Consider the following 26872-nt stretch of genomic DNA (forward strand, 5'->3'; position numbering starts at 1 on the left):
CACGCGACTTCGACCGACAGATCGCCGAGGTCCAAGTCCGTATCGCCATCATGAACGGCTATACCGCGCTCGGCCTACCCGTCACGAAAACCGTGCGATAAATGTGTCCAGGGAAAGGGGAAGTCCGGTCAGCAGGAGTTTTGTGCAACAAAGCCGCGTAGATCCTTGACCTCGCCCGAAGTCGCAGCGCGCGCTGTGTCGCCCGCCAGGCACTTCTTTCCAGCTTCGAGGAATTCCCTGGACCAACTGTAATACAGGCTCTGGCGATGCCCTCGCGGCGGCACAGCTCGGCGATGCTGTCCTCGCCCTTCAGGCCCCGTCCAGAACGATCCTGATCTTCTCCTCCGCCGAATACTGCTTTCGCGTCGCGCGGCGAATGTCTTTGACGACCTTCTCGCCGTGGCTCTGCTTGGTTCCGGGTTTCTGTCTCATCTCCACTCCTCGGTGGTTACGATGAGCCAGAAACCCTCCCTTATCAAATCGACCTAAACTGTCCCATTGGCGCTGACGTCAGACAGCCAGCCATCTCGTCGTCCTCCTGAAAACGGGATAATTCTATCCCAAAAGGTGGACCGCTTCAGTGGGCGCATTCCAACCAGCTGCATCCGGCAGTTTCGGCTCATCAGAAACGATGACCGAGGCGCACAGCGATGCAGATCAAACTCTCCCCCGACGACATTGAAACCATCGCTCCAATGGACCAGACGCCGACTATGCACTTACAAATTGATCCGGACCACCCGATGGGGCACGCTGGTGCAATAAACGCTTTCTAACAACGGCGAAGGCCGCTTCCAATTCCGAGCGATAGGACAAGCGGTAGGACATGGTGGCCGATATTATACCAAACCATTGAAATAAAATAAAATATTCTCAGTCCGTGGTGGAGCCTAGGGGAGTCGAACCCCTGACCTCTTGCATGCCATGCAAGCGCTCTACCAACTGAGCTAAGGCCCCCTACCGGCCTGCGACTTAGGACAGGCCATGGGGCGGCGCAAGCGGAAAAATTGCCTGCATCGCCCGAATTCAGCGACGTGCTTCAGTCGTCGTCGTCTTTGGCAACGTCGGCGATTTCGTCGAGCGATACGGTGTCGTCGTCGTCATCGTCGTCGAGGACATCCTCGTCGTCATCCTCGTCGTCATCGTCCAGGTCAACGTCGTCGTCCAGCAGCAGGTCATCATCGTCCTTGCTGTCCTTCTTGGCGTCCACGTCGTCCTTGTCTGCGACCAGGATGCGAGTCTTGCCGCCGGTATCGACGCTCACGACTTCGCCCGTGTACGGGCTGACGACGGGGGAGCGGTTCATATCGTAAAAGCGCTTGCCGGTCGTCGGGCAGACCCGCTTGACGCCCCATTCTTCCTTGGGCATGTCGGTTCCTTCATCTCGTCCGGCCGAAAGTGGCCTGGGTGTAGGGAATTGGGGTCGGATGCCACAGGGGGCAAGGGCTGGCAAGCCCCTCGATCGCACTGAACGATGGTACGGCTGTTGACTGGGGGAGAGACCATGACAGATCGCCTTCCCGTTCCCGGCGCGCCGGGTATCGAGGTGGTGCTGCGCCGATCGGCGCGTGCCCGGCGCATGTCGCTCAAGGTCGGGCGATCCGACGGGCGTGTTTCCCTGTCTTTGCCGGTGCTGATGCCCTTGGCGGAAGCCGAACAATTCGTTGCCCAGCAGGCCGACTGGATCGCGCGCCACGTCGCCGCCGCACCCGCCCCGCGCAGGGTTCAGGTCGGGGGGGTCTTGCCGTTGATGGGACGGGATGTCCCTCTGGTTCCCGGTACGGGGCGGTCCGCGCGATTCATTGGGGAGGCCATTGTCGTTGCCGACGACATGCGGGCGGCCCCGCGGGTCAAGGCCTTGTTGCAGACGATGGCGCGCACGCATCTCGCCGAAGCGGTCGACCGGCACGCCGAGGTGCTGGGACGTCAGCCCACGAAATTGACTTTGCGCGACACGCGGTCCCGCTGGGGGTCATGCTCCTCGCGCGGAGAGCTGATGTTCAGTTGGCGGTTGATCATGGCACCGGGGGACGTGCTGGACTACGTGGCCGCGCACGAGGTCGCGCATCTTGCCCACATGGACCATTCCAGCCGTTTCTGGGCGCAGGTCGAAACCCTGATGCCCGGTTATGCTCCACGAAGGGCATGGCTCAAACAGCATGGGGCGGCGCTGCATGCTGTGGATTTCGGCGGCAAGTAGGGTCATGGTTGCGCGATGATGCTCAACCCTCTTCCCGACGGTACCGGTGCCGCGCATGAACGGCTCTACCGGTCACTCCGCAGTCGAATCATGCATGGGGAGTTGGAGCCGGGGCAGTCGCTCACGCTGCGCGGGGTCGGGCGCGATTATGGTGTCAGCATGACCCCCGTCCGCGAGGCGATGCGACGGTTGGTTGCCGAAGGGGCACTTTCACTCTCGGCTTCGGGTCGGATCACAACGCCTGCCCTGTCGAATGACCGGATAGAGGAGCTGGCCGCATTGCGGTCCCTTCTGGAGCCGGAGTTGGCGCTTCGGGCATTGCCGCGAGCGCATCTGGCCTTGATCGACCGGATGGAGGCGATCAACACCGCGATCGCCGAGCAGATCGCGAAGCATGATGCCTCTGGTTATATACGCACGAATCTAGAGTTCCACCGCACGCTCTATTTGCGCGCGCAGGCACCAGCTATTTTGGCGATGGTGGAAACCGTCTGGCTGCAATTGGGGCCGACGATGCGGGCGCTCTACGGTCGATTGAACCGGACCGAGTTGCCAAAGAATCATCGTCTGATTGTGGCGGCGTTGAGGGCTGGGGATGAACCCGGGCTCCGTTTGGCCGTGCGCGCCGATGTCACGCAAGGATTGCGGCTTCTGGCGGGCTAAGCCGTGATCAGTGCGGCCAGGTCGCGCAGGTCTTTGTGCCCGAGGCCGAGGCCACGTGCGACTGTTCGCAGGAACGCCCGGTCAGAGCGTGAAAGCGGCCCGCCAGCAAGCAGCACGGACACGCTGGCGTTGAAGATTACCATCCGTTCCGATGCAGTCAGACCGTCGCGCATCCACAGGAAGTTGGTCGGAACGATCACGCGATCGGCCCGGATCGCGATTTCACGCAGATGCTCCTTGGTGAAATCCATCTCGGTCGTATTGCGGGCGATTTCCAAAGCGCGGGCAAGCCGGGTCTCGTCTATCTTGCTGGCTTTCCAGATGGCGTGACACATCGCATCGACGACGCGGAAGCGCGGCCCGTTGCGCAGGCCCGAAATCGCGACCCGCGTCGCACGGCGGTGGAGCCGAAGCCGGTGCGCAACAAGAAGGACAATTGCAATAACGGCAAGGCAGCCGCCGATCCAAGGCAGCAGCCGGTTCAACCCTTCGAACAACTGCCACAACGGCTCGGTAAGCGGACCCAGAAGTGCTTCCTGCTCTTCACGCGGCGTCGTGGCCAGCGCAAGCGCTGGCCAAACCGCGGCAGCCGCTACTCCCAAAACTGTTAAATAGTTACTCATGGCAGGACAAACCCAGTCAGATGGAAGATTGCTTCCTTCTGTTTGACCATGAGAAAGCGGCAGGACTGGGAAAGTCCTGCCGCCGGATTGTGACCTTTACGAGGGCATCATGCCCAATGTGTTAACGGATCATGCATGGATCGCGCCGTCTCCGCAGGCCAGCGCGGCTTCGCGCATCGCCTCCGAATAGGTCGGATGCGCATGGCAGGTGCGGGCCAAATCCTCGGCGGCGGCCCCGAATTCCATCGCGACACAGACCTCGTGAATCAGGTCCCCCGCCATCGGGCCGATAACATGACAACCGAGGATTCGGTCAGTCTTGGCGTCGGCCAGCATCTTGACGAAGCCGTCGCCGGCGAAGTTCGCCTTGGCCCGACCGTTGCCCATAAAACTGAACTTGCCGACCTTGTAGTCGCGGCCCTCTTCCTTGAGTTGCTCTTCTGTCATGCCGACCGAGGCGACTTCGGGATGGGTATAGATCACACCGGGGATCACGTCGTAATTCACGTGACCAGCCTGACCGGCGAGGATCTCGGCCAAGGCCATGCCCTCGTCCTCGGCCTTATGGGCCAGCATCGGGCCTTCGATCACGTCGCCGATGGCGTAGATGCCCTCCACGCTTGTCGCATAGCCGTCGTCCACTGCGATCTGACCGCGCTTGGTCATCTTGATTCCCAGTCCGTCCAGACCCAGCCCCTCGGTGTGCGGCTTGCGACCGGTGGCGACCAGCACGGTGTCGGCCTTCAGCTCATGTTGGCTGTCGTTCTTGCGCAGGGCATAGTTGACGGTGGCCTTGCCGCCTTTCGCCTCGACCTTGCTGACGCCGGCCCCTGTGATGAATTTCAGGCCCTGCTTTTGCAGCAGACGCTGGAACTGCTTGGCAACTTCGGCGTCCTGGCCGGGCGTGATGGCGTCAAGGTATTCGATAACGGTCACGTCGGTCCCAAGCCGGGCATATACCGAGCCCAGCTCCAGCCCGATGACGCCGCCACCGACCACAACCATGGTTTTCGGGATCGATGCCAACTCCAGCGCGCCGGTTGAGGTCACGATGACCTTCTCGTCGATTTCCACCTCGGCCCCCGGCACATTGGCCGAATCCGATCCCGAGGCGATGATGATGTGCTTGGCGTTGTGCGTGTCGTCTCCGACCTTCACCTTGCCGGCCTCGGGGATTGAGCCCCAACCCTTGATCCAGTCCACCTTGTTCTTCTTGAAAAGAAACTCGATGCCCTTGGTATTCTGGCCGATGACGTCGTCCTTGTAGGCCAGCATTTGCTTCCAGTCGACGGAGGGCGATTTGCCCTTGAGACCCATCTTGGCGAAGTTGTGCTCTGCCTCGTGCAGGGAGTGTGTGGCATGGAGCATCGCCTTGGAGGGGATGCAGCCGACGTTCAGGCAGGTGCCGCCCAGCGTCTCCCGCCCCTCGACCACGGCGGTCTTCAGACCCAGCTGCGCGCAGCGGATGGCGCAGACATAGCCGCCGGGGCCGCTTCCGATGATGATGACGTCGTATTGGGCCATGATGCCTCCGGGTCAGTTTCGGGCGTATGCCCGCTCTATTGGTCGCGCCGTACGTCCGCATTACAGACGCGTCGCGCTTGGATCAGATGCAAACGGAGATAACCAACCGAACGCTCGCCGTGAACCCCAAGGGTCAGATGAATGATCGACGGTCGCGCCCCCCGAAGATGTGCGCCGGAGCGAAACCATGCGGGCGGTGAGGCCGGAGATCATTTTCTACGCTTTATGATCACATAGGTCGTAAAGGCCGAGATCGCCGCATAGCCCGCCGCCAGATACCACAGGACCGGATCAGGCCCACGCCACGCTTGCAGGATCAGAACGAGGATCACCGCGATGGCGACGCGGATGATCCAGAAGGCGATGGCGCGGCGGGTGGGGGTCATGGGGCGTCCTGTTCCAATCAGAGCCTAAGCACTTCCTACGATTACTTCCACTCAACGGTTCTTTGATTTGACTCTGGATCAACTAGAATGTGTTTGATACGCATCGACGAATACGGGCTCGACTCCCTTGCCCATACAAATCGGTTTCCCAGAACTTCGACTAATGAAATGCCGATGTAGTCTGCTTTGGCAAAGGCGACCTGATGGCTATCCATTTCAGAACTATGCCGTATGTTGATGATCCCAAATCTCTCACAGATCCTCTGGATGTCTAATCCTGTAAAATCAGCCCTCCAATCATGTGAGAAACGATTCCGAACTTGGGCCAGCGTCTTAACCGCATTTGCCTCTTCACATGAGATCAAGCCCAAAGCTTCGGCAAACTGTCGAGTTTGGCTCGCGTTCATCCGCCCGTCCTCGCCAAAGAGAGCTTCAGCTGCCTTGTTCCGATTCAGGCATGCGAGAACGCCCTGCCGAATAAGTTCCTCGATATAGGAAGAAGCCAAGATGATACGTGAGCGGGGCCGCTCATCATTAAGTCGTAGAACGAACCCCCCTGCATCATTCTTCATCTGGTGGACCTCTGAGCTTACGCATTCCGCATCCTCACAAATCCATCAACAACCGACGCGGATCCTCCAGCGCTTCTTTCACGCGCACGAGGAACGTCACCGCACCCTTGCCGTCCACGATGCGGTGGTCATACGAAAGCGCCAGATACATCATCGGGCGGATCACGATTTCGCCGCCGACGACCATGGGGCGGTCCTGAATCTTGTGCATCCCGAGAATGCCCGACTGCGGCGGGTTAAGGATGGGCGACGACATCAGCGAGCCGTAGACGCCGCCGTTGGAGATGGTGAACGTGCCGCCCTGCATGTCGGCCATCGACAGCTTGCCGTCGCGCGCGGCGGCCCCCTTTTCAGCGATGGCCTTTTCGATCTCGGCAAAGGACATGGCGTCGGCGTCGCGGATGACCGGGACCACGAGGCCCTGCGGCGTGCCGGCGGCGATGCCCATATGGACGAAGTTCTTGTAGACGACATCGGTGCCGTCGATTTCGGCGTTCACCTCGGGCACTTCGCGCAGGGCATGAACACAGGCCTTGGTGAAGAAGGACATGAAGCCCAGTTTCACGCCGTGCTTTTTCAGGAACAGGTCCTTGTACTCGTTGCGCAGGTCCATGACCGCCTTCATGTCCACCTCGTTGTAGGTGGTTAGCATGGCGGCGGTATTCTGGCTGTCCTTCAGGCGCTTGGCGATGGTCTGGCGCAGGCGGGTCATCTTCACCCGCTCCTCCCGCGCCGCGTCGCTGGCTGCGACGGGCGCGCGGGGGGCTGCGGCGGGCGCGGGGGCGACCGGGGTGCTTGCCTTGGCGGCGGTGGCAGCTTTCATCACATCTTCCTTCATCACGCGTCCGTCCCGGCCCGAGCCGGAAACCTGATCTGCGGACAGGCCTTTTTCGGCCATCAGCTTCTTGGCTGAGGGGGCATTCTCCACGTCGGCCCCGGCGTCGGCGGGGGCGGCCTGCGGCGCGGGGGTATCGGACTTGGGCGCAGCGGTGCTGGCTCCGGACCCGGAGGTCAGTACGGCGAGCTTGCCACCGGCGGCGACGGTCTCACCCTCCTTAGCCAGGATTTCGCCTAACGTACCGGCACCCGGGCTGGGCACCTCGACCGAAACCTTGTCGGTTTCCAGCTCGCAGAGCATTTCGTCGGCTTCGACGGTGTCGCCGATCGATTTGAACCAGGTGGCGACTGTGGCTTCAGAAACGGACTCGCCCAACGCGGGAACCATCACGTCGATCACCTCGCCGCCGGTGTCTGCGGGGGGATCGCCTGCCGGTGCGTCGTCAGAGTCGGCTTCGGCTTCGGTTTTTTCGGGTTTGGGCGCGGGGGCCGCGCCTTCGCCTTCCGAGATGGTCGCCAACAGGGCGTTTACTCCTACGGTCTCGCCCTCGTTCGCAACGATCTCGCCCAGGGTGCCTGCGGCGGGGGACGGCACTTCGACGGTGACTTTATCGGTTTCCAGCTCGCAGAGCATTTCATCGGCAGCGACGGCATCGCCCGGTTGCTTGAACCAGGTGGCGACGGTGGCTTCGGTAACGGACTCGCCCAGGGTTGGGACTTTGACTTCGATGGACATGACTTACTCCGTGCTCAGCGCTTCGTCGACGAGCGCGGCTTGTTGGGCTTTGTGTTGGCTGGCGAGACCCGTTGCGGGTGAGGCACTGGCGGCCCGCCCGGCATAGACGGGTCGGGTATACTTCGCCCCGATGCGGGTCAGGACCCATTCGATATTCGGTTCCACGAAGGTCCAGGCCCCCTGGTTCTTGGGCTCCTCCTGGCACCAGACGATCTGCGCCTGCTTGAAGCGTTCCAACTCGTTGACCATCGACAGGGCCGGGAACGGATAGAACTGCTCCAACCGCAGTATGTAGACGTCGTCGATGCCGCGGGCGTCCCGCTCGTCCAGCAGGTCGTAGTAGACCTTGCCCGAGCAGACGACGACGCGCTTGATCTTGTTGTCGGCGACCAGTTTGGTGTCCGAATTGCCCTGTTGGGCATCATCCCAAAGCACCCGGTGAAAGCTGGAACCGGTCGTGAACTCTTCCTTGGTCGAGACGGCCATCTTGTGGCGCAGCAGCGACTTGGGCGTCATCAGGATGAGGGGCTTGCGGAAATCGCGGTGCAGCTGGCGGCGCAGAATGTGGAAGTAGTTGGCCGGGGTGGAGCAATTTGCCACGATCCAGTTGTCCTGGCCGCATTGCTGCAAAAAGCGTTCCAGGCGGGCCGACGAGTGCTCGGGCCCCTGACCCTCGTAGCCGTGGGGCAACAGGCAGACGAGGCCCGACATGCGCAACCACTTGGATTCGCCCGAACTGATGAACTGGTCGAACATGATCTGCGCACCGTTGGCGAAATCGCCGAACTGCGCTTCCCACATCGTTAGGGCGTTGGGTTCGGCAAGGGAGTAGCCGTACTCGAACCCGAGCACCGCATATTCCGATAGGGCGGAGTCGATGACTTCGTACTGCGACTGGCCCTCGCGGATGTGGTTCAGGGGGTAATACCGCTCCTCGGATTCCTGGTTCACGAGGCCCGAGTGCCGCTGCGAGAAGGTGCCGCGCGTACTGTCCTGACCGGCCAAACGGACCTTGTAACCCTCGGTCAGCAATGACCCGAAGGCCAGCGCCTCGGCAGTGGCCCAGTCGAAACCCGTGCCAGTCTCGAACATCTTGGCCTTGGCCTCCAAGAGGCGACCAACGGTTTTGTGGACGGGGAAATCCTCGGGGGCCTTGGTCAGGGCGCGACCCACTTCATCGTAGGTTTCGGGCGCGATCGCCGTTTCGCCACGGACGTAGTCGTCTTCCTTGCGGCGATCCAGGTGCGACCAGCGCCCATCGAGCCAGTCGGCCTTGTTGGGCTTGTAGTCACGACCGGCCTCGAATTCCTGGGCGAGGTGATCCTGGAAGGCGACCTTCATGTCCTCAATCTCACCCTCGGGGATGAGGCCATCCTTGACTAAACGCTCGGTATAGAGCGTCAGGCTCGTCTTCTGGCCCTTGATCTTCTTGTACATCAGCGGGTTGGTGAACATGGGCTCATCGCCCTCGTTGTGACCGAACCGGCGGTAGCAGAAAATGTCGAGCACGACGTCCTTGCCGAATTTCTGCCGGAACTCCGTCGCGACGCGCGCGGCGTGGACGACGGCCTCGGGATCGTCACCGTTTACATGGAAGATCGGAGCCTCGACCACCAGCGCGTTGTCGGTGGGGTAGGGCGAGGAGCGCGAGAAGTGCGGGGCGGTCGTGAAGCCGATCTGGTTGTTCACGACGATATGAATCGTGCCGCCCGTTTTGTGGCCGCGCACACCCGAGAGCGCGAAGCATTCAGCCACGACGCCCTGACCCGCAAAGGCCGCGTCACCGTGCAGCAGCAGCCCAGCTACTTGAGAGCGCTTGGTGTCGCCCAGTTGATCCTGCTTGGCGCGGACCTTGCCCAGAACAACCGGGTTCACGGCCTCCAGGTGCGACGGATTCGCCGTCAACGACAGGTGCACGACGTTTCCATCGAACTCCCGGTCAGACGAGGCCCCCAGATGATATTTCACATCACCCGAGCCATCAACGTCCTCGGGCTTGAAGCTGCCGCCCTGGAACTCGTTGAAGATCGCCTTGTACGGCTTGTTCATCACGTTCGCCAAAACGCTCAGGCGGCCGCGGTGGGGCATGCCGATCACGATGTCGGAGAGGCCGAACTGACCGCCGCGCTTGATGATCTGCTCCATCGCGGGGATCAGCGCTTCGCCACCATCCAGACCGAAGCGCTTGGTCCCCATGTATTTGACGTGAAGAAACTTCTCGAAACCCTCGGCCTCGACCAGCTTGTTGAGGATGGCGCGGCGGCCGTTCTTGGTGAACTCGATCTCCTTGCCCAGACCCTCGATCCGCTCTTTCAGCCAGGAAGACTCCTCGGGATTGGAGATGTGCATGTACTGCAGGGCAAAGGTCCCGCAATAGGTCCGCTTCAGTATCGATACGATCTCCCGCAGGGTCGCGACGTCCAGGCCGAGAACCTTGTCGATGAAGATCGGCCGGTCCATGTCGGCCTCCTTGAAGCCGTAGGATCGGGGATCCAGCTCGGGGTGCGGTACCTCGGCGCGCATGCCCAGCGGATCAAGGTCGGCGGCAAGATGCCCTCGAATCCGGTAGGCCCGGATCAGCATCAACGCCCGAATGGAATCGAGTACGGCGCGCTTGATCGCGTCATCGCTGGGGGCGGCCCCGATCTCGGCGGCCTTGGACTTGATCTTTTCCCCGGCGGATTTCGCTTCCTTGGGGTCGACGGGCGCGGCGGGCCACTCGCCGGTCAGCGCGACGGTCAGGTCGTCGGCGGGTACCGGTGGCCAGTCGGCGCGCGCCCAGCTAGGACCTGCAGCCTCGGCCTGCGCGATGCCGGCGTCGTCTTCCAGTGCCGCGAAAAACTGCTTCCACGTCTCGTCCACGGCATTCGGGTCATCGGCATACCGCGCGTACATGTGCTCGAGGTATTCGGCGTTGTGACCCTGCATGAAGCTGGTCGAATGGAAGATCTCGTTGTCGGATTGATCGGTCATTGGGGGACCTCGGGGGTTCGGAACTGGGGGATGTCAGGTGTCAGGTCGGGGTGGCCGGGTGGTTTCGCAACCGGGCCGGGCGGCGGTCTGTATCGGTGCGTTCGGATCATTCGGCATCCTCCACGCTGGCGACCGGGAACATCTGCGTCGTCACGACCGCGTCGAGATGGGTGGGCATCACAGGCCCAGGATCGGGCAGGTGCCTCATGATCGCGACGGAGGAATACGGCAGGCTGCCTTCGTCTTCGGGCAGAAACGACAGGCTGCGCAGGCCGCCTTCGGGCAGAATTGCCTCCTCGGCCAGAAGGCGGCTGACGAGGTCGAGTTCGGGCCCGCCGATCAGGCAGGTGGTGCGATGGATGCGGCCCACCGTCTCGTCGGTGATCTGCTCGCCCATCAACAGCAGGATCGCGTCTCCGCGCGCATAGAGTGGTCGGTTGGTACTGCTGTCCTGAACCCAAGCGAGTGTCTCTTCGCGGTGAGACCATCGGTCGGCCCAGCTTCCGCCCTCGCCGTGTTCAGCGTGCAATGCTGCCAGAAGGGCATGTGACAAGTTCCGCTGTGCGGCGGGCTTCTCGGATTCGGCCACCGGGGTCCAACCCTGCGCCCGGAGCGCCGCGACATACGGCGCGCCGGTTACATGCTTTTCCAGACACGGGGAAAGGGCCGGTCCAATATCGGGCAGGTCGACCGCCCCGGCCTGCGTGGCCGCGAGTGTCAGGAGGAAGGCGCGGATCATTGCGCGATCTCCGGCGAGAGTGTCAGCAGCGTGGCGATGCCCGCGTGGGTGGCGGGCGTGTCCATGCCCGGCGTCGGGCGCGTGAGATAGAAGCTCAGGGTTTCATCGCCAGCTTCCGGGGTTTGGGTCAGGGTGATGACCTGCGTCTCGCCCGGTTCGGGAGTTCCGTTCGCATCTGTCAAAAGCTGCGCATACACATCGTCCATCCGGGTTCCGTCGGCAAAGGCCATCCAGCAGCGCAGCTGCGCGGCACCGTCGGGCGTAAAGCCGCCGCTGACCATCAGGGCCTGTGCCCCGTCGCTCGCCGTGAAGAGAAGCTGCGTTTCACCCATCCGGGCCCAAAGCTTGCGGCCTCGCTCCAATCGGTCGGCGCGGGGGCCGTCGTTACCGGCCACAAGGGCCAGGAACGTGTCATTGAGAAGCGTCAGTTGCGCCGCGCGATTCATTGCCGGGACCAAGCGCCAGCCCTGCGCCTCCAGGTCGGCGCGGTACCGGGCTGGGTCCAAGTGGCGGTCAGTGCAGGGAACCAGCGCTGGCGGTACTCCGTAGCTCTGGGCGGCGGCAGGAGCAGCAATGCAAACGATAAGGGCGAGGGCGCGGATCATTCGGTCGCCCCTTTGGAATAGGTCAGGTGGGTTTCAACAAGCTGAGCCGTCACGACATCCCGGCCCGTTTCCTCCGCTAGGGCGGCGCGATCCAATGCAGTGATCTGGACGTATCCGTCCGCGATCCGTTCTTCTTCGTTGACCGCAAAGAGCGTATTGCCCGGCGCGTCCGGACCATTCAACGCAAGGCGGCATTGATACTCGATGTGGTCCTGGTCAGGCTCACGCCAGAACACGATCATCGCACCCGCGTCGCTTGTCATCAGGCGTGTCTTGCTACCGGTTATGTCACGTTTGCGGGCCAGCCCTTCCACGGTGCGGCGCTGCAATTCAAGGATCGAGGAGAGCGTCTCGCCGCCAGTGTCGCCGGTCATGTAGTATGCGACATAAAGCCAGACGAGTTGATCGCCGACAACTTCTGGAAGTGGACCATCGGGGAGAACCCGCCAACCTTCGATCGTCAGGGCGTCGACGGCAGTGTCGATGCTATTGGTCGGAACCAGGCAAGCGGCAGGGGCCAGCCCGGCAAATGCCGTTTGCGGCATGCTCAGCAGGAGCGATGCCGCCACCATAGCGATGGCCCGCTGAGACCGTGGGAGAAGCATCCCGGCTGCCTCCCGAGGATTCGGGCAAGACGACCCGACCCGGACCAAGTGAGCCCGGGACAGTAAGCCCATAACGATTGATCCGACCCGAAACGCACGTAGGACGGGGCGTTCGCGGCAAACGATGCCGCGGACGAAGTCTCCGCCGAATGGTGTCCAGGCCGGGCAATGCATGTCAGCCGATCGCTTCCTTCACGGCTTCGCCGAGCGTGGCCGGGCTGTCGGCGACAACGATGCCGGCGGCCTTCATTGCTTCGATCTTGCTTTCCGCGTCGCCCTTGCCACCGGCGACGATGGCACCCGCGTGGCCCATGCGGCGGCCCGGAGGGGCGGTGCGCCCGGCGATGAACCCGGCCGTCGGCTTCCAGCGGCCAGCCTTCTTCTCGTCGGCCAGGAACTGCGCGGCATCCTCCTCGGCGGTGCCGCCGATTTCACCGATCATGATGATCGACTGCGTCTCGGGGTCGGCCAGGAACAATTCGAGAATGTCGATGTGCTCGGTTCCCTTGATGGGATCGCCTCCGATGCCGACGGCGGTAGATTGGCCCAGGCCCATGTCGCTGGTCTGCTTGACGGCCTCATATGTCAGGGTGCCCGAACGGGACACAACACCAACGGAGCCGCGCTTGTGGATGTGGCCGGGCATGATGCCGATCTTGCAGGCATCGGGCGTGATGACACCCGGACAATTCGGTCCGATCAGGCGGGTCTTGGACCCGTCCAGCGCGCGCTTGACCTTCATCATGTCAAGCACCGGGATGCCCTCGGTGATGCAGATGACCAGCTCGATTTCCGCGTCGATGGCCTCGAGGATCGAGTCGGCTGCAAAGGGGGGCGGCACGTAGATCACGGAGGCGTTGGCCCCCGTTGTCGCAACGGCCTCGTGACAGCTGTCGAAGACCGGCAGGTCCAGATGCGTCTGTCCCCCCTTGCCCGGCGTGACACCGGCGACCATCCGGGTGCCATAGGCGATGGCCTGTTCGGTGTGGAACGTCCCCTGGGAGCCTGTGAGTCCCTGGCAGATCACCTTGGTATCTTTGTCGATGAGAATGGCCATTGGGCCCTCCTTGGTCCTGAAAAGTCTGGCCTGTTGGGGCCGGTGTCGGTTGCGCGCCCTGTCCGGGCGCATGTCTGTCTTGCTCCCTACTGGGGGCGGGAGTGAACGATGAGGATGACGGGATGGTCGAAAGCGGTGCCTTCGCCGGTTTCGGGGTCGGAGAAAGTTGTGCGCGCAACCGGAAGGGTCACCGCAAGGTTGCTGAAGAAGAAGCCAACGCCGCCATCGACATTGGTGCCGGCCCCAAGTGGTGCCAGCAGCGTGTCACTGCCGTCGATCAGCCGGGGTGCAAGGATCTCACCCGCGAGCTTGTTGGCAAGCCGCGTACCAACTGCCGGCGATCCGACGGAGCAGCCGTTGCCGGTGACCTTGCGGCGCGTGCCCTGTTCGTCGGTGAAGGTCTGTTCGGGCGCGGGGCCGATACGGATGAAGGTCAGCGTTCCGGGGCTGGCATAGACGATGGCTGAGCCGTCGCGCTCGCGCACAGCGTAGTTCAAGGCGCGGGCGGCCCGATCCTGACTGCGACGCGTGGTGTTGTTCAGGCAGACTGCCTCGGCGGCGAAGCGCATCCGCTGTGCCGCGATGTCGCCTACGCCCGCGCCGAATCCGTTGTTGCCGGTCTGGACGCAACCGGCCAGCGCCAGCAACAGGATCAGCGGCCGGATCATCGGTTCGCCTCGCTGGCGTCCGGCGTCAGGCGCTCAACGGATAGGAAGGTCTCCACGCCGTTCGGTCCGGGCCGTGCACCGGTGTGGACGACGGCGATGCGCGCGGGGTTCAGAAACCGCGCGGCCAGCAGTGTCGTACCGGGCAGTTCGGCCTCCGTGTGGGTGTCGGGAAGGGGGGCTTCGGTTTGGATCCCTTCCGCTTGCAACCCGCCGAGGGCAACCTCTGCCGCCTGCGTGCCGTAGTCGCCATCAAACGACACCTCACACCGTCGATCGGTGCCGGGCGTCACGTTCCCGCCGGGCGTGGCCGGGACATTGGAGAACGGGTTCAGATCGTAGAAGTCCACCCGCGCGCCGCTGCTGGTGATGTCGGCCTGTACCCGCGCCGATGTCAGATATGGCGAGAAGCAATGCGCCGCGAAGGCCGCAAGCATGTCGTTGCGCTGCGGGTTGGCATGGGCAGGCGCGAGCGACACCGCGAAGGCAAAGATCATGCCTGTCAGAGCGGCGCAGACCGTTCTCGCGTCTGGTTCGTTAAGGGCAGTGAACCTGCGGAAACGTCGCCGCAGAGAGCCTTGCCTGACTTTCAGACATATCTCGAAAATCTTCAGATACCCGCCCCTCGCAAGCCTGCGCGCGCGATACGCGGGCTTATCGCCCGCATCGACCACTTGTTGCAGGGCTTTCCGCTCCGCACGAGACGTCACAGAAAATAAATCGCTGAAAGGTCCGTTTCTCAGGACTCGCCCGTCGACGATACCGACGAACGACAAGTCAAGGCACACCAGCCAGAACGTCCGGCTGTGCCGGACCTCGACCGGTCGGTCGTCGATATCGGCGGGCACCATGATTCGAGCTACCCCTTGACTGCCTTCACAATTTTCTGTGCGCCGTCCTTCAGGTCGTCGGCGGCGATCACGTCGAGGCCGCTTTCATTGATGATCTTCTTACCCTGCTCGACGTTGGTCCCTTCCAGGCGCACGACAAGAGGAACCTTCAGGCCCACCTGTTTCACGGCGGCGACCACGCCTTCGGCGATGACGTCGCAGCGCATGATGCCGCCGAAGATATTGACCAGGATGCCCTTCACCTGCGGGTCGGAGGTGATGATCTTGAACGCCTCGGTCACCTTCTCCTCGGTGGCACCGCCGCCGACGTCCAGGAAGTTGGCAGGCTCGGCACCATAAAGCTTGATAATATCCATCGTCGCCATGGCCAGACCGGCGCCGTTCACCATGCAGCCGATCTCACCGTCCAACGCGATGTAGTTCAGGTCGTACTTGGAGGCGGCGAGCTCCTTGGGGTCTTCCTCGGTCTCGTCGCGCAATTCGGCGATGTCTTTGTGGCGATAGATCGCATTACCGTCAAAGCTGACCTTGGCGTCCAGCACTTTCAGGTCGCCCTTGTCAGTCACGATCAGCGGGTTGATCTCCAGCATCTCCATATCCTTCTCGGTGAAGGCCTTGTAGAGTTGTCCCATCAACTGCACGCATTGCTTGACCTGCGCGCCCTTCAGCCCGAGGGCAAAGGCGACGCGACGGCCATGGAACGGCTGGTAACCGGTGGCAGGGTCGACGCTGAAGCTTATGATCTTCTCGGGCGTGTTCGCGGCCACCTCCTCGATGTCCATGCCGCCCTCGGTCGAGCAGACGAAGCCGACGCGGCTGGTCTGACGATCGACCAGAAGAGCCAGGTAAAGCTCCGTCTCGATGCCCGAACCGTCCTCGATATAGATGCGATTGACCTGTTTTCCGGATGGTCCCGTCTGGTGCGTGACCAGCGTGTTGCCGAGCATCTTGGCGGCTTGCTCTGCGGCATCCTCGACCGACTTGGCCAGGCGCACACCACCTGCCTCCCCGGCTTCGGCTTCCTTGAACGAGCCCTTGCCGCGGCCACCCGCGTGGATCTGCGCCTTCACGACCCAAAGCGGGCCATCAAGCTGGCTTGCCGCGTTTTTTGCGTCGGCGGCCTTGGTGACGGCGACGCCGTCCGAGACCGGTGCGCCATAATCGCGCAGCAGCGCCTTGGCCTGATATTCGTGGATATTCATGGGACGCGCCCCCGTCTGGTCAATGGTTACCACGACCCCTGACACGCGATCAGTGGCTTTGAAACAGTATTTGGCGCGATTAGACGTATTTCGGCGATAATCTGAACATTTGTGATCACAGTAATGCGAGGTGTGATCACAAAGAAATTGTGCCGCGTGGTTCAAGTGCGGTCCAAGCTCGAGGCACGGCTTCCGTTGAAAATGAAAAAGGGGGCCAGAAGGCCCCCTCGGTCACGTGATTGATCGGCGTCAGGCCAGCGAGGGGTCAATACCCTTGCACGCCTCAACCAAGCCCTTCACGGCGTCGACAGATTTGGTGAACATGGCCTGCTCGTCGCGGGTCATCTTGATGTCGACCACACGCTCTATGCCACCGGCACCGATCACAGTGGGCACGCCCACGTACATGCCGTCCAGGCCCAGGGCACCATCAACGTAGGCCGCACAGGGCAGCAGGCGCTTTTGATCCTTTAGGAAGGCTTCGGCCATCTCGATCGCGGACGAGGCGGGGGCGTAGAAAGCCGACCCGGTCTTGAGCAAGCCGACGATTTCGGCACCTCCGTCGCGCGTTCTCTGAACGATGGCGTCCAGCTTTTCCTGGGAGGTCCACCCCATTTCCACAAGATCGGGCAGAGGGATGCCGCCGACGGTGGAGTAACGCGTCAACGGGACCATCGTGTCGCCATGTCCACCCAGCACGAAGGCAGTGACGTCGCGCATCGAGACGTTGAACTCCTCGGCCAGGAAGTGACGGAAGCGGCCAGAGTCAAGGACCCCGGCCATGCCCACGACCTTTTCGTGCGGCAAGCCCGAGAATTCGCGCAAAGCCCAGACCATCGCGTCCAGCGGATTGGTGATGCAGATCACGAACGCGTCCGGCGCGTTGTCACGGATGCCTTCGCCCACGGCCTTCATTACCTTGAGGTTGATGCCCAGTAGGTCGTCGCGGGACATGCCGGGCTTGCGCGGCACGCCGGCGGTGACGATGCAGACGTCCGCACCGGCGATATCGGCGTAGTCGTTGGTGCCCTTGAGCGACGCGTCGAATTTCTCGACCGGGCCGGATTCCGCGATGTCGAGGGCCTTGCCTTGCGGCGTGCCTTCGCTGATGTCGAAGAGGACGACGTCCCCCAATTCCTTGAGCGCGATCAGGTGGGCGAGCGTGCCGCCGATCTGTCCGGCGCCGATGAGGGCGATCTTGGGTCGGGCCATGTCAGTCTCCGAAGTTATCTGTCAGCAGTTCGCCGGAGGGGTATCGGATCGACCGCGCAGTGCGCAAGACCCTGCTGTATCTCGTGATGAGTGGATGAAGACAGCACCCGAAGACACGGCGGTCTGCTAGACGTTCCGCTTTCGGATTTTCAAGAACGCTTCTCTGCCTACAAGGTCGATCTCGCAGTGGGGTGCGCCGCATGCCCCAAATGCCCTGTCATGACATCGATACGGGGTCTGCGACTTGCTCTATGCGCAAAAGCGGGAGGGGCGGGCATGCGCCATACCCGCATTCAAAGTGTTTTGAGGGTGCGAATGGTTCTTTGTCCCATCATAACGGCCCGTTTCTGACGCAGCGAACCACCACGAGAGGAACACGGGGTGTGGGGCCATCCCCTTCGTCGGGGCCCGGATTTGAGGGGCGCACCGTTCGAACAGGATTCGCTGCGGGTGCAGAGTGTCGGATGAGATCAGGATTTTTTGCGGTTCCCCCTATGGCAGAAGTCCGAAGCGCAATAATCGTACATGTTGCTCAGAATACCTTGCCATTCATTGCGTGAAATGATTGCAACCGCGGCAAGGAGACCCCGCAATGACCCAAGCCGACCGCCCTTTCCGCTCCGTTCTATATATTCCCGGTTCCAAGCCGAGGGCGCTGGAGAAGGCGAGAACCCTGCCAGTCGACTCAATTATTTTCGACCTGGAGGACGCGGTTTCGCCTGATGAAAAGATCATCGCGCGGAATACCTTGGCCGAGGCGCTCCGCTCTGGTGGCTATGGCGCGCGCCATTGTATCGTGCGCGTCAACGGGGCCGATACACCTTGGGGGGCCGATGATTTGGCGTGCTTTGCGGCGCTTGCCACTGACGCGGTACTTCTACCCAAGGTGAACGGTCCCGAGGACGTCGCCGCAGCCGCGAAGTACCTGACCGGCAAAACCGCGATCTGGGCGATGATGGAAACGCCGGAAGGAATCCTGAACGCCGCCGCGATCGCCCGCGCGCCGCGGATGGGCGGATTTGTGATGGGCACGAACGATCTGGCGAAGGACCTGAACTGTCGCAGCCGGCCTGACCGGCTTCCGCTGATGACGGCGCTCCAGACCTGCCTTCTGGCCGCGCGGGTGGTGCGAATTCCCTGCGTTGACGGCGTGTTCAACGCTTATCTTGACGAGGAAGGGCTGCGCGCCGAGTGCGAACAGGGCCGCGATTTGGGGATGGATGGCAAAACACTGATTCACCCCTCGCAAATTGCCATCGCGAATGCCGCGTTTGGCCCGACGGAAGACGAACTGGAATTGGCGCGCCGCCAGATCGCGGCTTTCGAAGCGGCCGTGGCTCAGGGGCAGGGCGTTGCCGTGCTGGACGGACGCATTGTCGAGAATCTTCATGTGGACACGGCCCGCCGGACACTGGCAAAGCAGGACGCGATAAACGCGTTGGAGGGCTGACATGCCATTGCTGATCCTGGGACTGCTCCTTTGGGCGGGGGCCCATTTTTTCAAACGCCTTGCCCCGGACACGCGCGGTCGGATGGGTGACAAGGGCAAGGGGCTGATCGCAGTCGTATTGATCGTCTCGGTCGTTCTGATGGTGATCGGCTATCGTGGCGCGGATTATATTCCAATTTGGGAGCCGCCGGTGTTCCTGCGGCACCTGAACAACCTGCTGATGGTGCTGGCGTTCTATGTCTTTGGCGTTGGCGCGACCAAGGGCTTGTTGTCGGCTCGCATTCGCCATCCACAGCTGACCGGGTTCAAGATCTGGGCGGTCGCGCACCTTCTGGTAAACGGTGATCTTGCGGCGATCGTGTTGTTTGGCGGACTGCTGGCCTGGGCGGTGGCCGAAGTCATCGTGATAAACCGCAGCCAGCCGTGGGACCGGCCCAAGACCGTTTCGATCAAGGGCGATTTCACCGCGCTGGTGATCGGCCTCGTCCTCATGTCCATTGCTGCCGCCATTCACATCTGGCTTGGCGTTAACCCGTTCGGAGGTTGATCGGATGGCCACACTCTATCGCCTGCTGACTGCCGAGGACGATTCGGCCTTCTGCCACAAGGTGAGCGACGCGCTGGCCAAGGGCTGGGTGCTGCATGGCTCGCCCACCTTTGCTTGGGATCAGAATGCAAATGCCATGCGTTGCGCGCAGGCGGTCACCAAGGATATTGCTGCAGCGTATGATCCGGCCATGAAATTGGGCGCACAATGAGCAAAACGAATTCGGGCCGCTTCTTTGAGGATTACACCGTTGGCGATGTGATCCGACACGCGGTGCCCCGCACTGTGGCCGAAGGGGAGCGTGCGCTTTACACCGCGCTCTATCCTCAACGGTTTGCGTTGCACTCGTCGGATGCTTTCGCCCTTTGGTGCGGGCTGGACGGGAGTCCGATGGATGACCTGATCACCTTCCACACGGTCTTCGGCAAGACGGTGCCCGACATTTCACTGAATGCGGTTGCAAACTTGGGCTATGCGGAGGGCCGGTTCCTGCAACCGGTCTTTCCGGGCGATACCCTACGGTCTGAATCGCAGGTGATCGGGGTCAAGCAGAACTCAAATGGCAAATCGGGTGTCGTTTGGGTCCGCACCACCGGGATCAACCAGTCGGACGAGGCAGTGCTGAGCTATGTTCGCTGGGTCATGGTACGAAAGAAAGATGCCGCGGCACCCGCACCTGACACGGTTATCCCCGATCTGACGGACGCGGTTTCCCCGACCGACCTCGTAGTACCCGAGGGACTGAATTTCGATGATTACGATTTCGGCCTCGCCGGTGAGCCGCACCGCGCCTCAGATTACGCAATCGAGGAGCGGATCGACCACGTCGATGGTGTTACGATCGAGGAGGCGGAGCACATGCTCGCCACCCGGCTCTGGCAGAACACGGCAAAGGTCCATTTCGACGCGACCCACCGCGAAGACGGCAAGCGGCTGATATACGGCGGGCACATTATTTCCCTGGCCCGCGCACTATCGTTCAACGGCCTCGCCAACGCGCAATGCATCGCGGCGATCAACGGCGGGGCGCATGTGAACCCTTGTTTTGCGGGTGACACCGTGCGGGCATGGTCCGAGGTGCTGGACCGCGCCGATCTCGCGCCGGGCATCGCCGCGCTGCGCCTGCGGCTGGTCGCGACGCGGGGAGCAGCTTTTGCACTGCGGGATGAAAACGGGAAATATCTACCCGAAGTGTTGTTAGATCTGGATTACTGGGCTCTCATGCCCGCATGATCCGCTTGCTTGCTCTTTGCTTTGTCGTGGTCCTGCTGGCCCCGGCCGCGCGGGCGGATTTCGTGATAAGCAACCTGCGCTTCACGCTATATCACGAACTCGGCCACGCGGTGATCGACCAACTGGCCCTGCCGGTCTTCGGGCCGCAGGAAAATGCGGCCGACAGTTTCGGGCTGGTGCTGGCTGACCGGATGCATTCGGAGTCCGAACTGGCGCGGATCATCACCGACATGACAGCTTTGGCGCGACTGGAGGCCGAAGAAGAACTGTTCGATCCTTGGGACGAATACATGCCGGGCGCGCAACGATTGGCGCGCGCAATTTGTCTGTACTACGGTCTGAACGCCGAGGCGCGGCTGGAAACGGCCCGTGGTCTTGGGATGCCGACCGGCTCCAAGCGAGGCTGCGCTGAAGATGCCCGCGCAACCAAGGCGGCCTGGATATCGGTTTTGCGCCGCTTGACCCCGTCGGAGGGGGCGGCCCCGGTTCAAAGCCTGCGCGCGGCGCAGCGCGGCAAGGCCTTGCGCCTGCTGGCCAAGGATATCGCACGGATCAACGCGACGCTGGTCCTGCCGCGCGCGATCCCGGTCGTTCAGGTCGACTGTGGCGAAGACAACGCCTTCTATTTCGACATCGACGAACGGATCGAGTTCTGTTCCGAAATGATCGACGCGCTTCGGGCACGCAGTCCGGGTTAGACCTTCGGCGGCACATCCCTGTCGTTCAGAGAACTGTATGCCGCATACACGGGTTTCGGGTATTTTGTGATCACAGAATTAGAACTGTGATCACAGATAACGCAAAATTCCGGCCATTTCATTGGCATGCGACCGCGCGCCCCCGTGACTCCCCGTCAAAAAACAGTAGATGTCACTCCGACGCGACTAAATCCGAGATCAAAGGAGGCCCGCGATGGCCGACGTGAACCGGGGCAACCGACCCCTCAGCCCGCATCTGCAAATCTATCGTCCGCAGTTGACCTCCATCACTTCCATCCTGACGCGCATCACGGGCAACGCGCTGATTATGGCGGGTCTGATGATCACCTGGTGGTTCGTGGCGCTGGCCGCCGGACCCGAGGCTTTCGCCACGGCCGATGCCTTCCTGACATCTTGGTTTGGCAAGCTGATCTTTCTTGGGTCGATCTGGGCTCTTTGGTATCACACGCTGGCCGGTATCCGGCACCTGATCTGGGACGCGGGCTATTTGCTTGAGGTCGACAAGGCCGAGGCAACGGGCTGGGGCATCGTGATCGCCTCGGTCTGTTTGACCCTGTTCACAATCATCGTTCTCTGAGGAAGCTTCCATGGTTTTTATGACTGATCGCAAACGTGTCATGGGGCTGGGTGCTTCCGGTTCCGGCACGACGCACCACTGGAACCAGACACTGCTTTCTGCGGCGCTGATAATCCTCGTGCCGCTGTTCCTCTTCACCTTCGGGGCCATCATCGGCGCGCCCTACCAAGAAGTCGTGGCCTATTACTCCCGCCCCTGGCCCGCGCTGATCGCGCTGCTGACGCTGACGGTCGGCTGGGTGCACTTCGCCAAGGGTGTTCAGGTTCTGATCGAAGACTATGTGCCGGGTATCGCCCGGAAGGTTGCCATCATCGCGACCACTTGCCTCAGCTACGGCGCTGCGTTGGCCTGCGTTTACGCATTGGCCCGTCTCGCGCTGCAATAAGGATCGACCGACATGGCATCTTACGAATATGAGACACATGAATATGACGTCGTTGTCGTGGGGGCCGGCGGGGCCGGTTTGCGCGCGACGTTGGGCATGGCCGAGCAGGGCCTGCGAACAGCTTGCGTGACCAAGGTCTTCCCCACGCGTTCGCACACCGTGGCGGCGCAGGGCGGCATTGCCGCGTCCTTGGGCAACATGGGTCCGGACAGCTGGCAATGGCACATGTACGACACCGTCAAGGGATCCGACTGGTTGGGCGATACGGACGCGATGGAATACCTCGCCCGCGAAGCCCCCAAGGCGGTTTACGAGTTGGAGCACTACGGCGTGCCGTTTTCCCGCACCGAAGAGGGCAAGATCTACCAGCGGCCTTTCGGCGGTCACACGACCGAATATGGCGAAGGGCCCGCAGTGCAGCGCACCTGCGCCGCCGCCGACCGCACCGGCCACGCCATTTTGCATACGCTGTACGGTCAGTCGCTCAAGCAGAAGGCCGAATTCTTCATTGAATACTTCGCCATCGATCTGATCATGTCGGAAGACGGAGAGTGTCAGGGCGTTTTGTGCTGGAAGCTGGATGACGGTACGCTTCATCTGTTCAGCGCCAAGATGACGGTTCTGGCGACAGGCGGCTACGGCCGTGCGTACTTCTCGGCCACTTCGGCCCATACCTGCACCGGCGACGGTGGCGGCATGGTCGCGCGTGCTGGCCTGCCGTTGCAGGACATGGAATTCGTGCAGTTCCACCCGACCGGCATCTACGGAGCCGGCTGCCTGATCACCGAGGGCGCGCGGGGCGAAGGCGGCTACCTGACCAACTCCGAGGGTGAGCGGTTCATGGAACGCTATGCGCCAACTTATAAGGATCTGGCGTCGCGCGACGTGGTTTCGCGGTGCATGACGATGGAGATCCGCGAGGGGCGCGGCGTCGGCCAGAACGGCGACCACATCCATCTGAACCTTAATCACTTGCCTGCCGAAACGCTGGCCCTGCGGCTTCCGGGGATCTCGGAGTCGGCGCGCATTTTCGCTGGTGTTGATGTCACAAAAGAACCGGTCCCGGTTCTGCCCACCGTGCATTACAACATGGGCGGTATCCCCACGAACTACTGGGGTGAAGTCTTGGCCCCGACCGCCAAGGACGACAATGCCGTAGCACCCGGTCTGATGGCCGTGGGCGAGGCCGGCTGCGCGTCGGTCCACGGGGCGAACCGTCTCGGTTCCAACTCGCTGATCGATCTGGTGGTCTTTGGGCGCGCCGCCGCCATTCGTGCGGGGGAAATCGTCGATCCAAATAGTGCGGTTCCGACGCCCAACATGCGCTCGGTTGAGATGGCGCTGGCCCGATTTGACGGGCTGCGCCACGCGCGCGGTCAGGTCGGCACCGCCGAACTGCGTCTGGAAATGCAAAAGACGATGCAGGACGATGCTGCCGTGTTCCGCACCTCCGAAACCCTCGCGCAGGGGAAGGAGAAGATGGAGGGCATCGCCGGAAAATTGTCGGACGTGGCCGTCACGGACAACACGCTGATCTGGAACTCCGATCTGATGGAGACGCTGGAGCTGGCGAACCTCATGCCCAACGCCGTGGCCACGGTGGTCGCCGCCGAGGCGCGCAAGGAAAGCCGCGGTGCCCACGCGCACGAGGATTTCCCGGATCGGGACGACGAGAACTGGCGCAAGCACTCCCTCACCTGGTTCAAGGGGGACGAACAGAAGGCCAGCCTGGGCTATCGCGGTGTTCACATGAACCCGCTGACCAGCCACAACGACGGCGGTATCGACCTGAAGAAGATCGCGCCCAAGGCGCGCGTCTATTGAGGTGACCTGCGTCGGCCCCCTTGTCCCAATGTTTGGCCCCATCTGCCCCGAAGGCGCGCCCCGGCGATCCTTCGGGGCAATCGTGCCAGCTCTGGGTGGGGGGGGGGCGCTAATGCTTCTGTCGGCTTGCATGCCGACCGGTCCTGAAGCGCGGCGCGAGGCCTATCTTGATTGCGCCCGTGACCAGGGGCTCACCGTGGTGGACGGTACGATCCGCAGTACCGCTGCCGCTGACCTTCGCCGTCTCGACGCTTGCAAGGCTATTCCGCGATGATCCGCGCCCTGATCCTTCTTCCGCTATTGGCCGCCTGTGCGCCGGTGCCGATGACACCCGAAAAGGCTGCGCGACTATGCCGGGCCGAAATCGGGCAGGCAGACGGAATTTCCGGTTCCGTCGGAGCCGGCGTGAGCAACGGTGGTCCCGTTGCGCGGGGCAGCATCACGGTCACGAACCGGGTCCTGAACCCTCAGACCGAGGCGGAGTTTTTGGAGGATTGTATCGCCCGCCGGGTGGCGGGAAAACCTGAGCCCACGACCTTCGGCGTCTCGATCGGACGGCGCACATGATGCGCGCCTTTTTCGTCGCGTCCTGTGCAATGCTTCCGGGTTGTAATGCCCTTGGCAGCAGCGGCGCAGGGTCGCCTGATGCAGAGGTTCGGCCGGGCCTGGCTTCCTGCCTGGTGTCCATCGGACGCCCGGACGTTGTAGCCGACCCCGGAGCGGCGATGAGCAACACGGAAATCGCAGCCCTTTTGGACTGCACGGCAGAACGGGCCAGCCGATGATGGACTTAATCGCCCCCCGCATTCTTTGCGTCGGCACACATCACAAGACGGGTACGCTATGGATGCGTGCTGTGTTTCGCGCGCTGGCCGATCGGTTGGGGGTCGGGCTTCACGTCGTCTTTCCGGCTTCGGGTGAGAAACTTATTCCCGCCGCCGATCGCGTGTTCCTTGTGCAATGGTCGTCGGCTTTTCCGCAGGCTGTGTTGGACCGCCCCGACGCGCGTATCCTGCATATCGTACGCGATCCGCGCAATGTCCTTCTGTCCGGCATGAGGTATCATCTGTCCGCATCTGAAGGCGGGGAGGAGTTCCTGCATTCGGCGCGCGCCGATCTAGATGGCACCACCTATCAGCAGCATTTGAACGCTTTGCCAGACGAGACGGCCCGGCTGATATTCGAGATGGACGAGAAACACGCCGAGACATTGGAAGCAATGCTGACGTGGGACTACGAACGGCCGAATACGATCGAGGTTCGCTACGAAGACCTGATGACCGATACCGAAGGGAGAGCTTTTCGCGAGCACCTGCGGAACCTCGGTCTGCCGGAACCTGAGGTCGATCTGGGCGTACAGCTTTTCTGGGAAAATGCCCTGTTCGGCGGACTGTCCGATCCGGTGGCACGACCGGGTAGGATCAAGGCACATGTGACCGGGACTGCCACGCGTGACTGGCGCAGCAGCCTGCCGCGTGAAGTGGCCCGCATCTATGCCGACCGATACGGTGCGGCGCTGGTAAGACTGGGCTACGAATCCCACCCAACGCGATGGGTCGAGGAGATTCGTCATGCGGCCTAGCGTTCTACTGATCCTGCCGGTGCTGGCCGCGTGCAATTCCCCTCTTGCCGATGCGGTCGCCCGTGATGCAGCCAAGCGCGCGGTGAACCCAGTTGTCGCGGCGCGCTTTCCCGGTGTGCCGCTGGAACCGGCCACGAACTGCATTATCGACAACGCCAGCGCGGACGAGATCCTGACGCTGGCAACCGCCGCTGGAGCCGGCGCGAATGAAACCGCCACTCGCATCGTCCTGGATGTAGCCGCGCGGCCCGATACCATCAGATGCATCGCGACCGAAGGTCTGCCGGTGCTGCTCAATACCCTCTAGGAGGAAAAGACCATGGTTCAATTTACCCTTCCCAAGAATTCCAAGATCACCGTTGGCAAGACTTGGCCCAAGCCCGAGGGCGCAAGCAACCTGCGCAAGTTCCAAGTCTATCGCTGGAACCCCGAGGACGGGAAGAACCCGCGTCTGGACACCTATTGGGTGGACCTCGATACCTGCGGCCCAATGATCTTGGACGGGCTGATCAAGATCAAGAACGAGATCGACCCGACGCTGACGTTCCGTCGGTCCTGTCGCGAGGGTATCTGCGGATCTTGTGCGATGAACATCGACGGCGTGAACACTCTGGCCTGCACCTGGGGCATCGATGAGGTTAAGGGTGACGTCAAGATCTACCCGCTGCCGCACATGCCGGTCATCAAGGACCTGATCCCGGACCTGACGCATTTCTACGCCCAGCACGCTTCGGTGATGCCGTGGCTTGAAACCAAGTCCAACACGCCCGCGAAGGAATGGCGTCAGTCGATCGATGATCGGGAGAAGCTGGACGGACTTTATGAGTGCATCATGTGCGCATCGTGTTCGACAGCCTGTCCGTCGTATTGGTGGAACGGTGATCGCTATCTCGGGCCGGCAGCTCTGCTGCATGCGTACCGCTGGATCATCGACTCACGTGATGAGGCGACTGGGGAGCGGCTCGACGATCTGGAAGACCCGTTCAAGCTCTATCGCTGCCACACGATCATGAACTGCGCCAAGACCTGTCCCAAGGGTCTGAACCCGGCCAAGGCCATCGCGAACATCAAGAAGATGATGGTCGAGCGCCAGATCTGATTCGTT

General features: G+C 62.0%; 30 protein-coding genes, 1 tRNA gene and 2 pseudogenes. 16 read left to right on the plus strand and 17 right to left on the minus strand.

Annotation, left to right across the window (positions count from 1 at the left end):
- Positions 1-101 (plus strand): annotated as a pseudogene (locus BLV27_RS19150) (IS5/IS1182 family transposase); the annotation flags it as partial.
- 54 nt (positions 102-155) lie between these two features.
- Here BLV27_RS19150 and BLV27_RS13715 read toward each other — a convergent pair.
- The 3 genes and pseudogenes from BLV27_RS13715 to BLV27_RS13725 form a co-directional block, all read right to left on the minus strand.
- A pseudogene (locus BLV27_RS13715) lies at positions 156-432 on the minus strand (transposase); the annotation flags it as partial.
- 449 nt (positions 433-881) lie between these two features.
- Positions 882-957: transfer RNA gene (locus BLV27_RS13720), tRNA-Ala, on the minus strand.
- 82 nt (positions 958-1039) lie between these two features.
- Positions 1040-1369: an FYDLN acid domain-containing protein gene (locus BLV27_RS13725; protein ID WP_092646952.1), complete on the minus strand. Its 330-nt coding sequence runs from the start codon at positions 1367-1369 to the stop codon at positions 1040-1042.
- Between the two features lie 135 nt (positions 1370-1504).
- Here BLV27_RS13725 and BLV27_RS13730 point away from each other — a divergent pair, with 135 nt between their 5' ends.
- On the plus strand, positions 1505-2200 hold the full coding sequence (locus BLV27_RS13730) for a M48 family metallopeptidase (protein ID WP_092646954.1): 696 nt from the start codon (positions 1505-1507) through the stop codon (positions 2198-2200).
- Positions 2201-2215: 15 nt separating this feature from the next.
- Positions 2216-2863, plus strand: coding sequence for a GntR family transcriptional regulator (locus BLV27_RS13735; RefSeq protein ID WP_092646956.1), 648 nt, complete (start codon positions 2216-2218; stop codon positions 2861-2863).
- Here BLV27_RS13735 and BLV27_RS13740 read toward each other — a convergent pair.
- The 14 genes from BLV27_RS13740 to mdh all read right to left on the minus strand — a co-directional run bounded on the left by BLV27_RS13740 (position 2860) and on the right by mdh (position 17450).
- Complete coding sequence (locus tag BLV27_RS13740) at positions 2860-3486, minus strand: hypothetical protein (protein WP_092646958.1); 627 nt, start codon at positions 3484-3486, stop codon at positions 2860-2862. The two genes, BLV27_RS13735 and BLV27_RS13740, sit on opposite strands and share 4 nt — an antisense overlap.
- A gap of 129 nt (positions 3487-3615) precedes the next feature.
- The gene (gene lpdA, locus BLV27_RS13745; protein ID WP_092646960.1) at positions 3616-5010 is read right to left on the minus strand and encodes a dihydrolipoyl dehydrogenase; all 1395 of its coding nucleotides are present in this window, start codon (positions 5008-5010) and stop codon (positions 3616-3618) included.
- Positions 5011-5219: 209 nt separating this feature from the next.
- Entirely contained in the window at positions 5220-5396 is a 177-nt protein-coding gene (locus BLV27_RS19400) for a hypothetical protein (RefSeq protein ID WP_170831463.1), read from the minus strand.
- Between the two features lie 41 nt (positions 5397-5437).
- A complete protein-coding gene (locus BLV27_RS13750) occupies positions 5438-5968 on the minus strand; it encodes a hypothetical protein (protein WP_092646962.1) in 531 nt (176 codons plus the stop codon).
- 34 nt (positions 5969-6002) lie between these two features.
- A complete protein-coding gene (gene odhB, locus BLV27_RS13755) occupies positions 6003-7541 on the minus strand; it encodes a 2-oxoglutarate dehydrogenase complex dihydrolipoyllysine-residue succinyltransferase (RefSeq protein WP_092646964.1) in 1539 nt (512 codons plus the stop codon).
- A gap of 3 nt (positions 7542-7544) precedes the next feature.
- On the minus strand, positions 7545-10514 hold the full coding sequence (locus BLV27_RS13760; protein ID WP_092646966.1) for a 2-oxoglutarate dehydrogenase E1 component: 2970 nt from the start codon (positions 10512-10514) through the stop codon (positions 7545-7547).
- 106 nt (positions 10515-10620) lie between these two features.
- The gene (locus BLV27_RS13765; RefSeq protein ID WP_092646968.1) at positions 10621-11253 is read right to left on the minus strand and encodes a hypothetical protein; all 633 of its coding nucleotides are present in this window, start codon (positions 11251-11253) and stop codon (positions 10621-10623) included.
- Complete coding sequence (locus BLV27_RS13770) at positions 11250-11858, minus strand: hypothetical protein (RefSeq protein ID WP_092646970.1); 609 nt, start codon at positions 11856-11858, stop codon at positions 11250-11252. Before BLV27_RS13770 ends, BLV27_RS13765 begins: the two co-directional genes overlap by 4 nt.
- Positions 11855-12463 (minus strand): hypothetical protein, encoded by a 609-nt coding sequence (locus BLV27_RS13775; protein ID WP_139176659.1) that lies wholly within the window; start codon positions 12461-12463, stop codon positions 11855-11857. Before BLV27_RS13775 ends, BLV27_RS13770 begins: the two co-directional genes overlap by 4 nt.
- Positions 12464-12638: 175 nt before the next feature.
- Positions 12639-13520 (minus strand): succinate--CoA ligase subunit alpha, encoded by an 882-nt coding sequence (gene sucD / locus BLV27_RS13780; protein ID WP_092646974.1) that lies wholly within the window; start codon positions 13518-13520, stop codon positions 12639-12641.
- An 86-nt stretch (positions 13521-13606) separates the two neighbouring features.
- Positions 13607-14188 carry a hypothetical protein gene (locus BLV27_RS13785; RefSeq protein ID WP_092646976.1) on the minus strand — a complete coding sequence of 194 codons (582 nt, stop codon included), beginning with the start codon at positions 14186-14188 and terminating at the stop codon, positions 13607-13609.
- Positions 14185-14682 (minus strand): hypothetical protein, encoded by a 498-nt coding sequence (locus tag BLV27_RS13790; RefSeq protein ID WP_092647152.1) that lies wholly within the window; start codon positions 14680-14682, stop codon positions 14185-14187. Before BLV27_RS13790 ends, BLV27_RS13785 begins: the two co-directional genes overlap by 4 nt.
- A gap of 362 nt (positions 14683-15044) precedes the next feature.
- Positions 15045-16238: an ADP-forming succinate--CoA ligase subunit beta gene (gene sucC, locus BLV27_RS13795; RefSeq protein WP_092646978.1), complete on the minus strand. Its 1194-nt coding sequence runs from the start codon at positions 16236-16238 to the stop codon at positions 15045-15047.
- 249 nt (positions 16239-16487) lie between these two features.
- Complete coding sequence (gene mdh, locus BLV27_RS13800) at positions 16488-17450, minus strand: malate dehydrogenase (RefSeq protein WP_092646980.1); 963 nt, start codon at positions 17448-17450, stop codon at positions 16488-16490.
- Positions 17451-18042: 592 nt separating this feature from the next.
- Between mdh and BLV27_RS13805 the strand changes: the two genes are divergently transcribed.
- From BLV27_RS13805 to BLV27_RS13865, 13 genes are all read left to right on the plus strand, one after another.
- Positions 18043-18900 (plus strand): HpcH/HpaI aldolase/citrate lyase family protein, encoded by an 858-nt coding sequence (locus tag BLV27_RS13805; protein ID WP_092646982.1) that lies wholly within the window; start codon positions 18043-18045, stop codon positions 18898-18900.
- Between the two features lies 1 nt (position 18901).
- The gene (locus BLV27_RS13810) at positions 18902-19447 is read left to right on the plus strand and encodes an NnrU family protein (RefSeq protein ID WP_092646984.1); all 546 of its coding nucleotides are present in this window, start codon (positions 18902-18904) and stop codon (positions 19445-19447) included.
- 4 nt (positions 19448-19451) lie between these two features.
- Positions 19452-19658 (plus strand): DUF1737 domain-containing protein, encoded by a 207-nt coding sequence (locus BLV27_RS13815; protein ID WP_092646986.1) that lies wholly within the window; start codon positions 19452-19454, stop codon positions 19656-19658.
- Positions 19655-20680, plus strand: coding sequence for a MaoC family dehydratase (locus BLV27_RS13820; RefSeq protein ID WP_092646988.1), 1026 nt, complete (start codon positions 19655-19657; stop codon positions 20678-20680). The genes BLV27_RS13815 and BLV27_RS13820 overlap by 4 nt, the downstream gene beginning before the upstream one ends.
- Positions 20677-21378: a DUF4344 domain-containing metallopeptidase gene (locus tag BLV27_RS13825; protein ID WP_092646990.1), complete on the plus strand. Its 702-nt coding sequence runs from the start codon at positions 20677-20679 to the stop codon at positions 21376-21378. Before BLV27_RS13820 ends, BLV27_RS13825 begins: the two co-directional genes overlap by 4 nt.
- Positions 21379-21592: 214 nt before the next feature.
- Positions 21593-21976: a succinate dehydrogenase, cytochrome b556 subunit gene (sdhC, locus tag BLV27_RS13830; protein WP_092646992.1), complete on the plus strand. Its 384-nt coding sequence runs from the start codon at positions 21593-21595 to the stop codon at positions 21974-21976.
- A 10-nt stretch (positions 21977-21986) separates the two neighbouring features.
- Entirely contained in the window at positions 21987-22361 is a 375-nt protein-coding gene (gene sdhD, locus BLV27_RS13835) for a succinate dehydrogenase, hydrophobic membrane anchor protein (protein WP_092646994.1), read from the plus strand.
- Positions 22362-22373: 12 nt separating this feature from the next.
- The gene (sdhA, locus tag BLV27_RS13840; protein WP_092646996.1) at positions 22374-24185 is read left to right on the plus strand and encodes a succinate dehydrogenase flavoprotein subunit; all 1812 of its coding nucleotides are present in this window, start codon (positions 22374-22376) and stop codon (positions 24183-24185) included.
- A 28-nt stretch (positions 24186-24213) separates the two neighbouring features.
- A complete protein-coding gene (locus BLV27_RS19155) occupies positions 24214-24459 on the plus strand; it encodes a hypothetical protein (RefSeq protein WP_139176661.1) in 246 nt (81 codons plus the stop codon).
- Positions 24456-24752: a hypothetical protein gene (locus BLV27_RS13845; RefSeq protein WP_092646998.1), complete on the plus strand. Its 297-nt coding sequence runs from the start codon at positions 24456-24458 to the stop codon at positions 24750-24752. The genes BLV27_RS19155 and BLV27_RS13845 overlap by 4 nt, the downstream gene beginning before the upstream one ends.
- Positions 24753-24966: 214 nt before the next feature.
- Entirely contained in the window at positions 24967-25767 is an 801-nt protein-coding gene (locus BLV27_RS13855; RefSeq protein ID WP_092647002.1) for a sulfotransferase domain-containing protein, read from the plus strand.
- Positions 25757-26074 carry a hypothetical protein gene (locus BLV27_RS13860; protein WP_092647004.1) on the plus strand — a complete coding sequence of 106 codons (318 nt, stop codon included), beginning with the start codon at positions 25757-25759 and terminating at the stop codon, positions 26072-26074. Before BLV27_RS13855 ends, BLV27_RS13860 begins: the two co-directional genes overlap by 11 nt.
- A gap of 12 nt (positions 26075-26086) precedes the next feature.
- Positions 26087-26866, plus strand: a complete 780-nt coding sequence (locus tag BLV27_RS13865) for a succinate dehydrogenase iron-sulfur subunit (RefSeq protein ID WP_092647006.1) — start codon at positions 26087-26089, stop codon at positions 26864-26866.
- Positions 26867-26872 lie beyond the last annotated feature (6 nt).

This window comes from Jannaschia faecimaris (assembly GCF_900107415.1).
Lineage (GTDB): Bacteria > Pseudomonadota > Alphaproteobacteria > Rhodobacterales > Rhodobacteraceae > Jannaschia > Jannaschia faecimaris.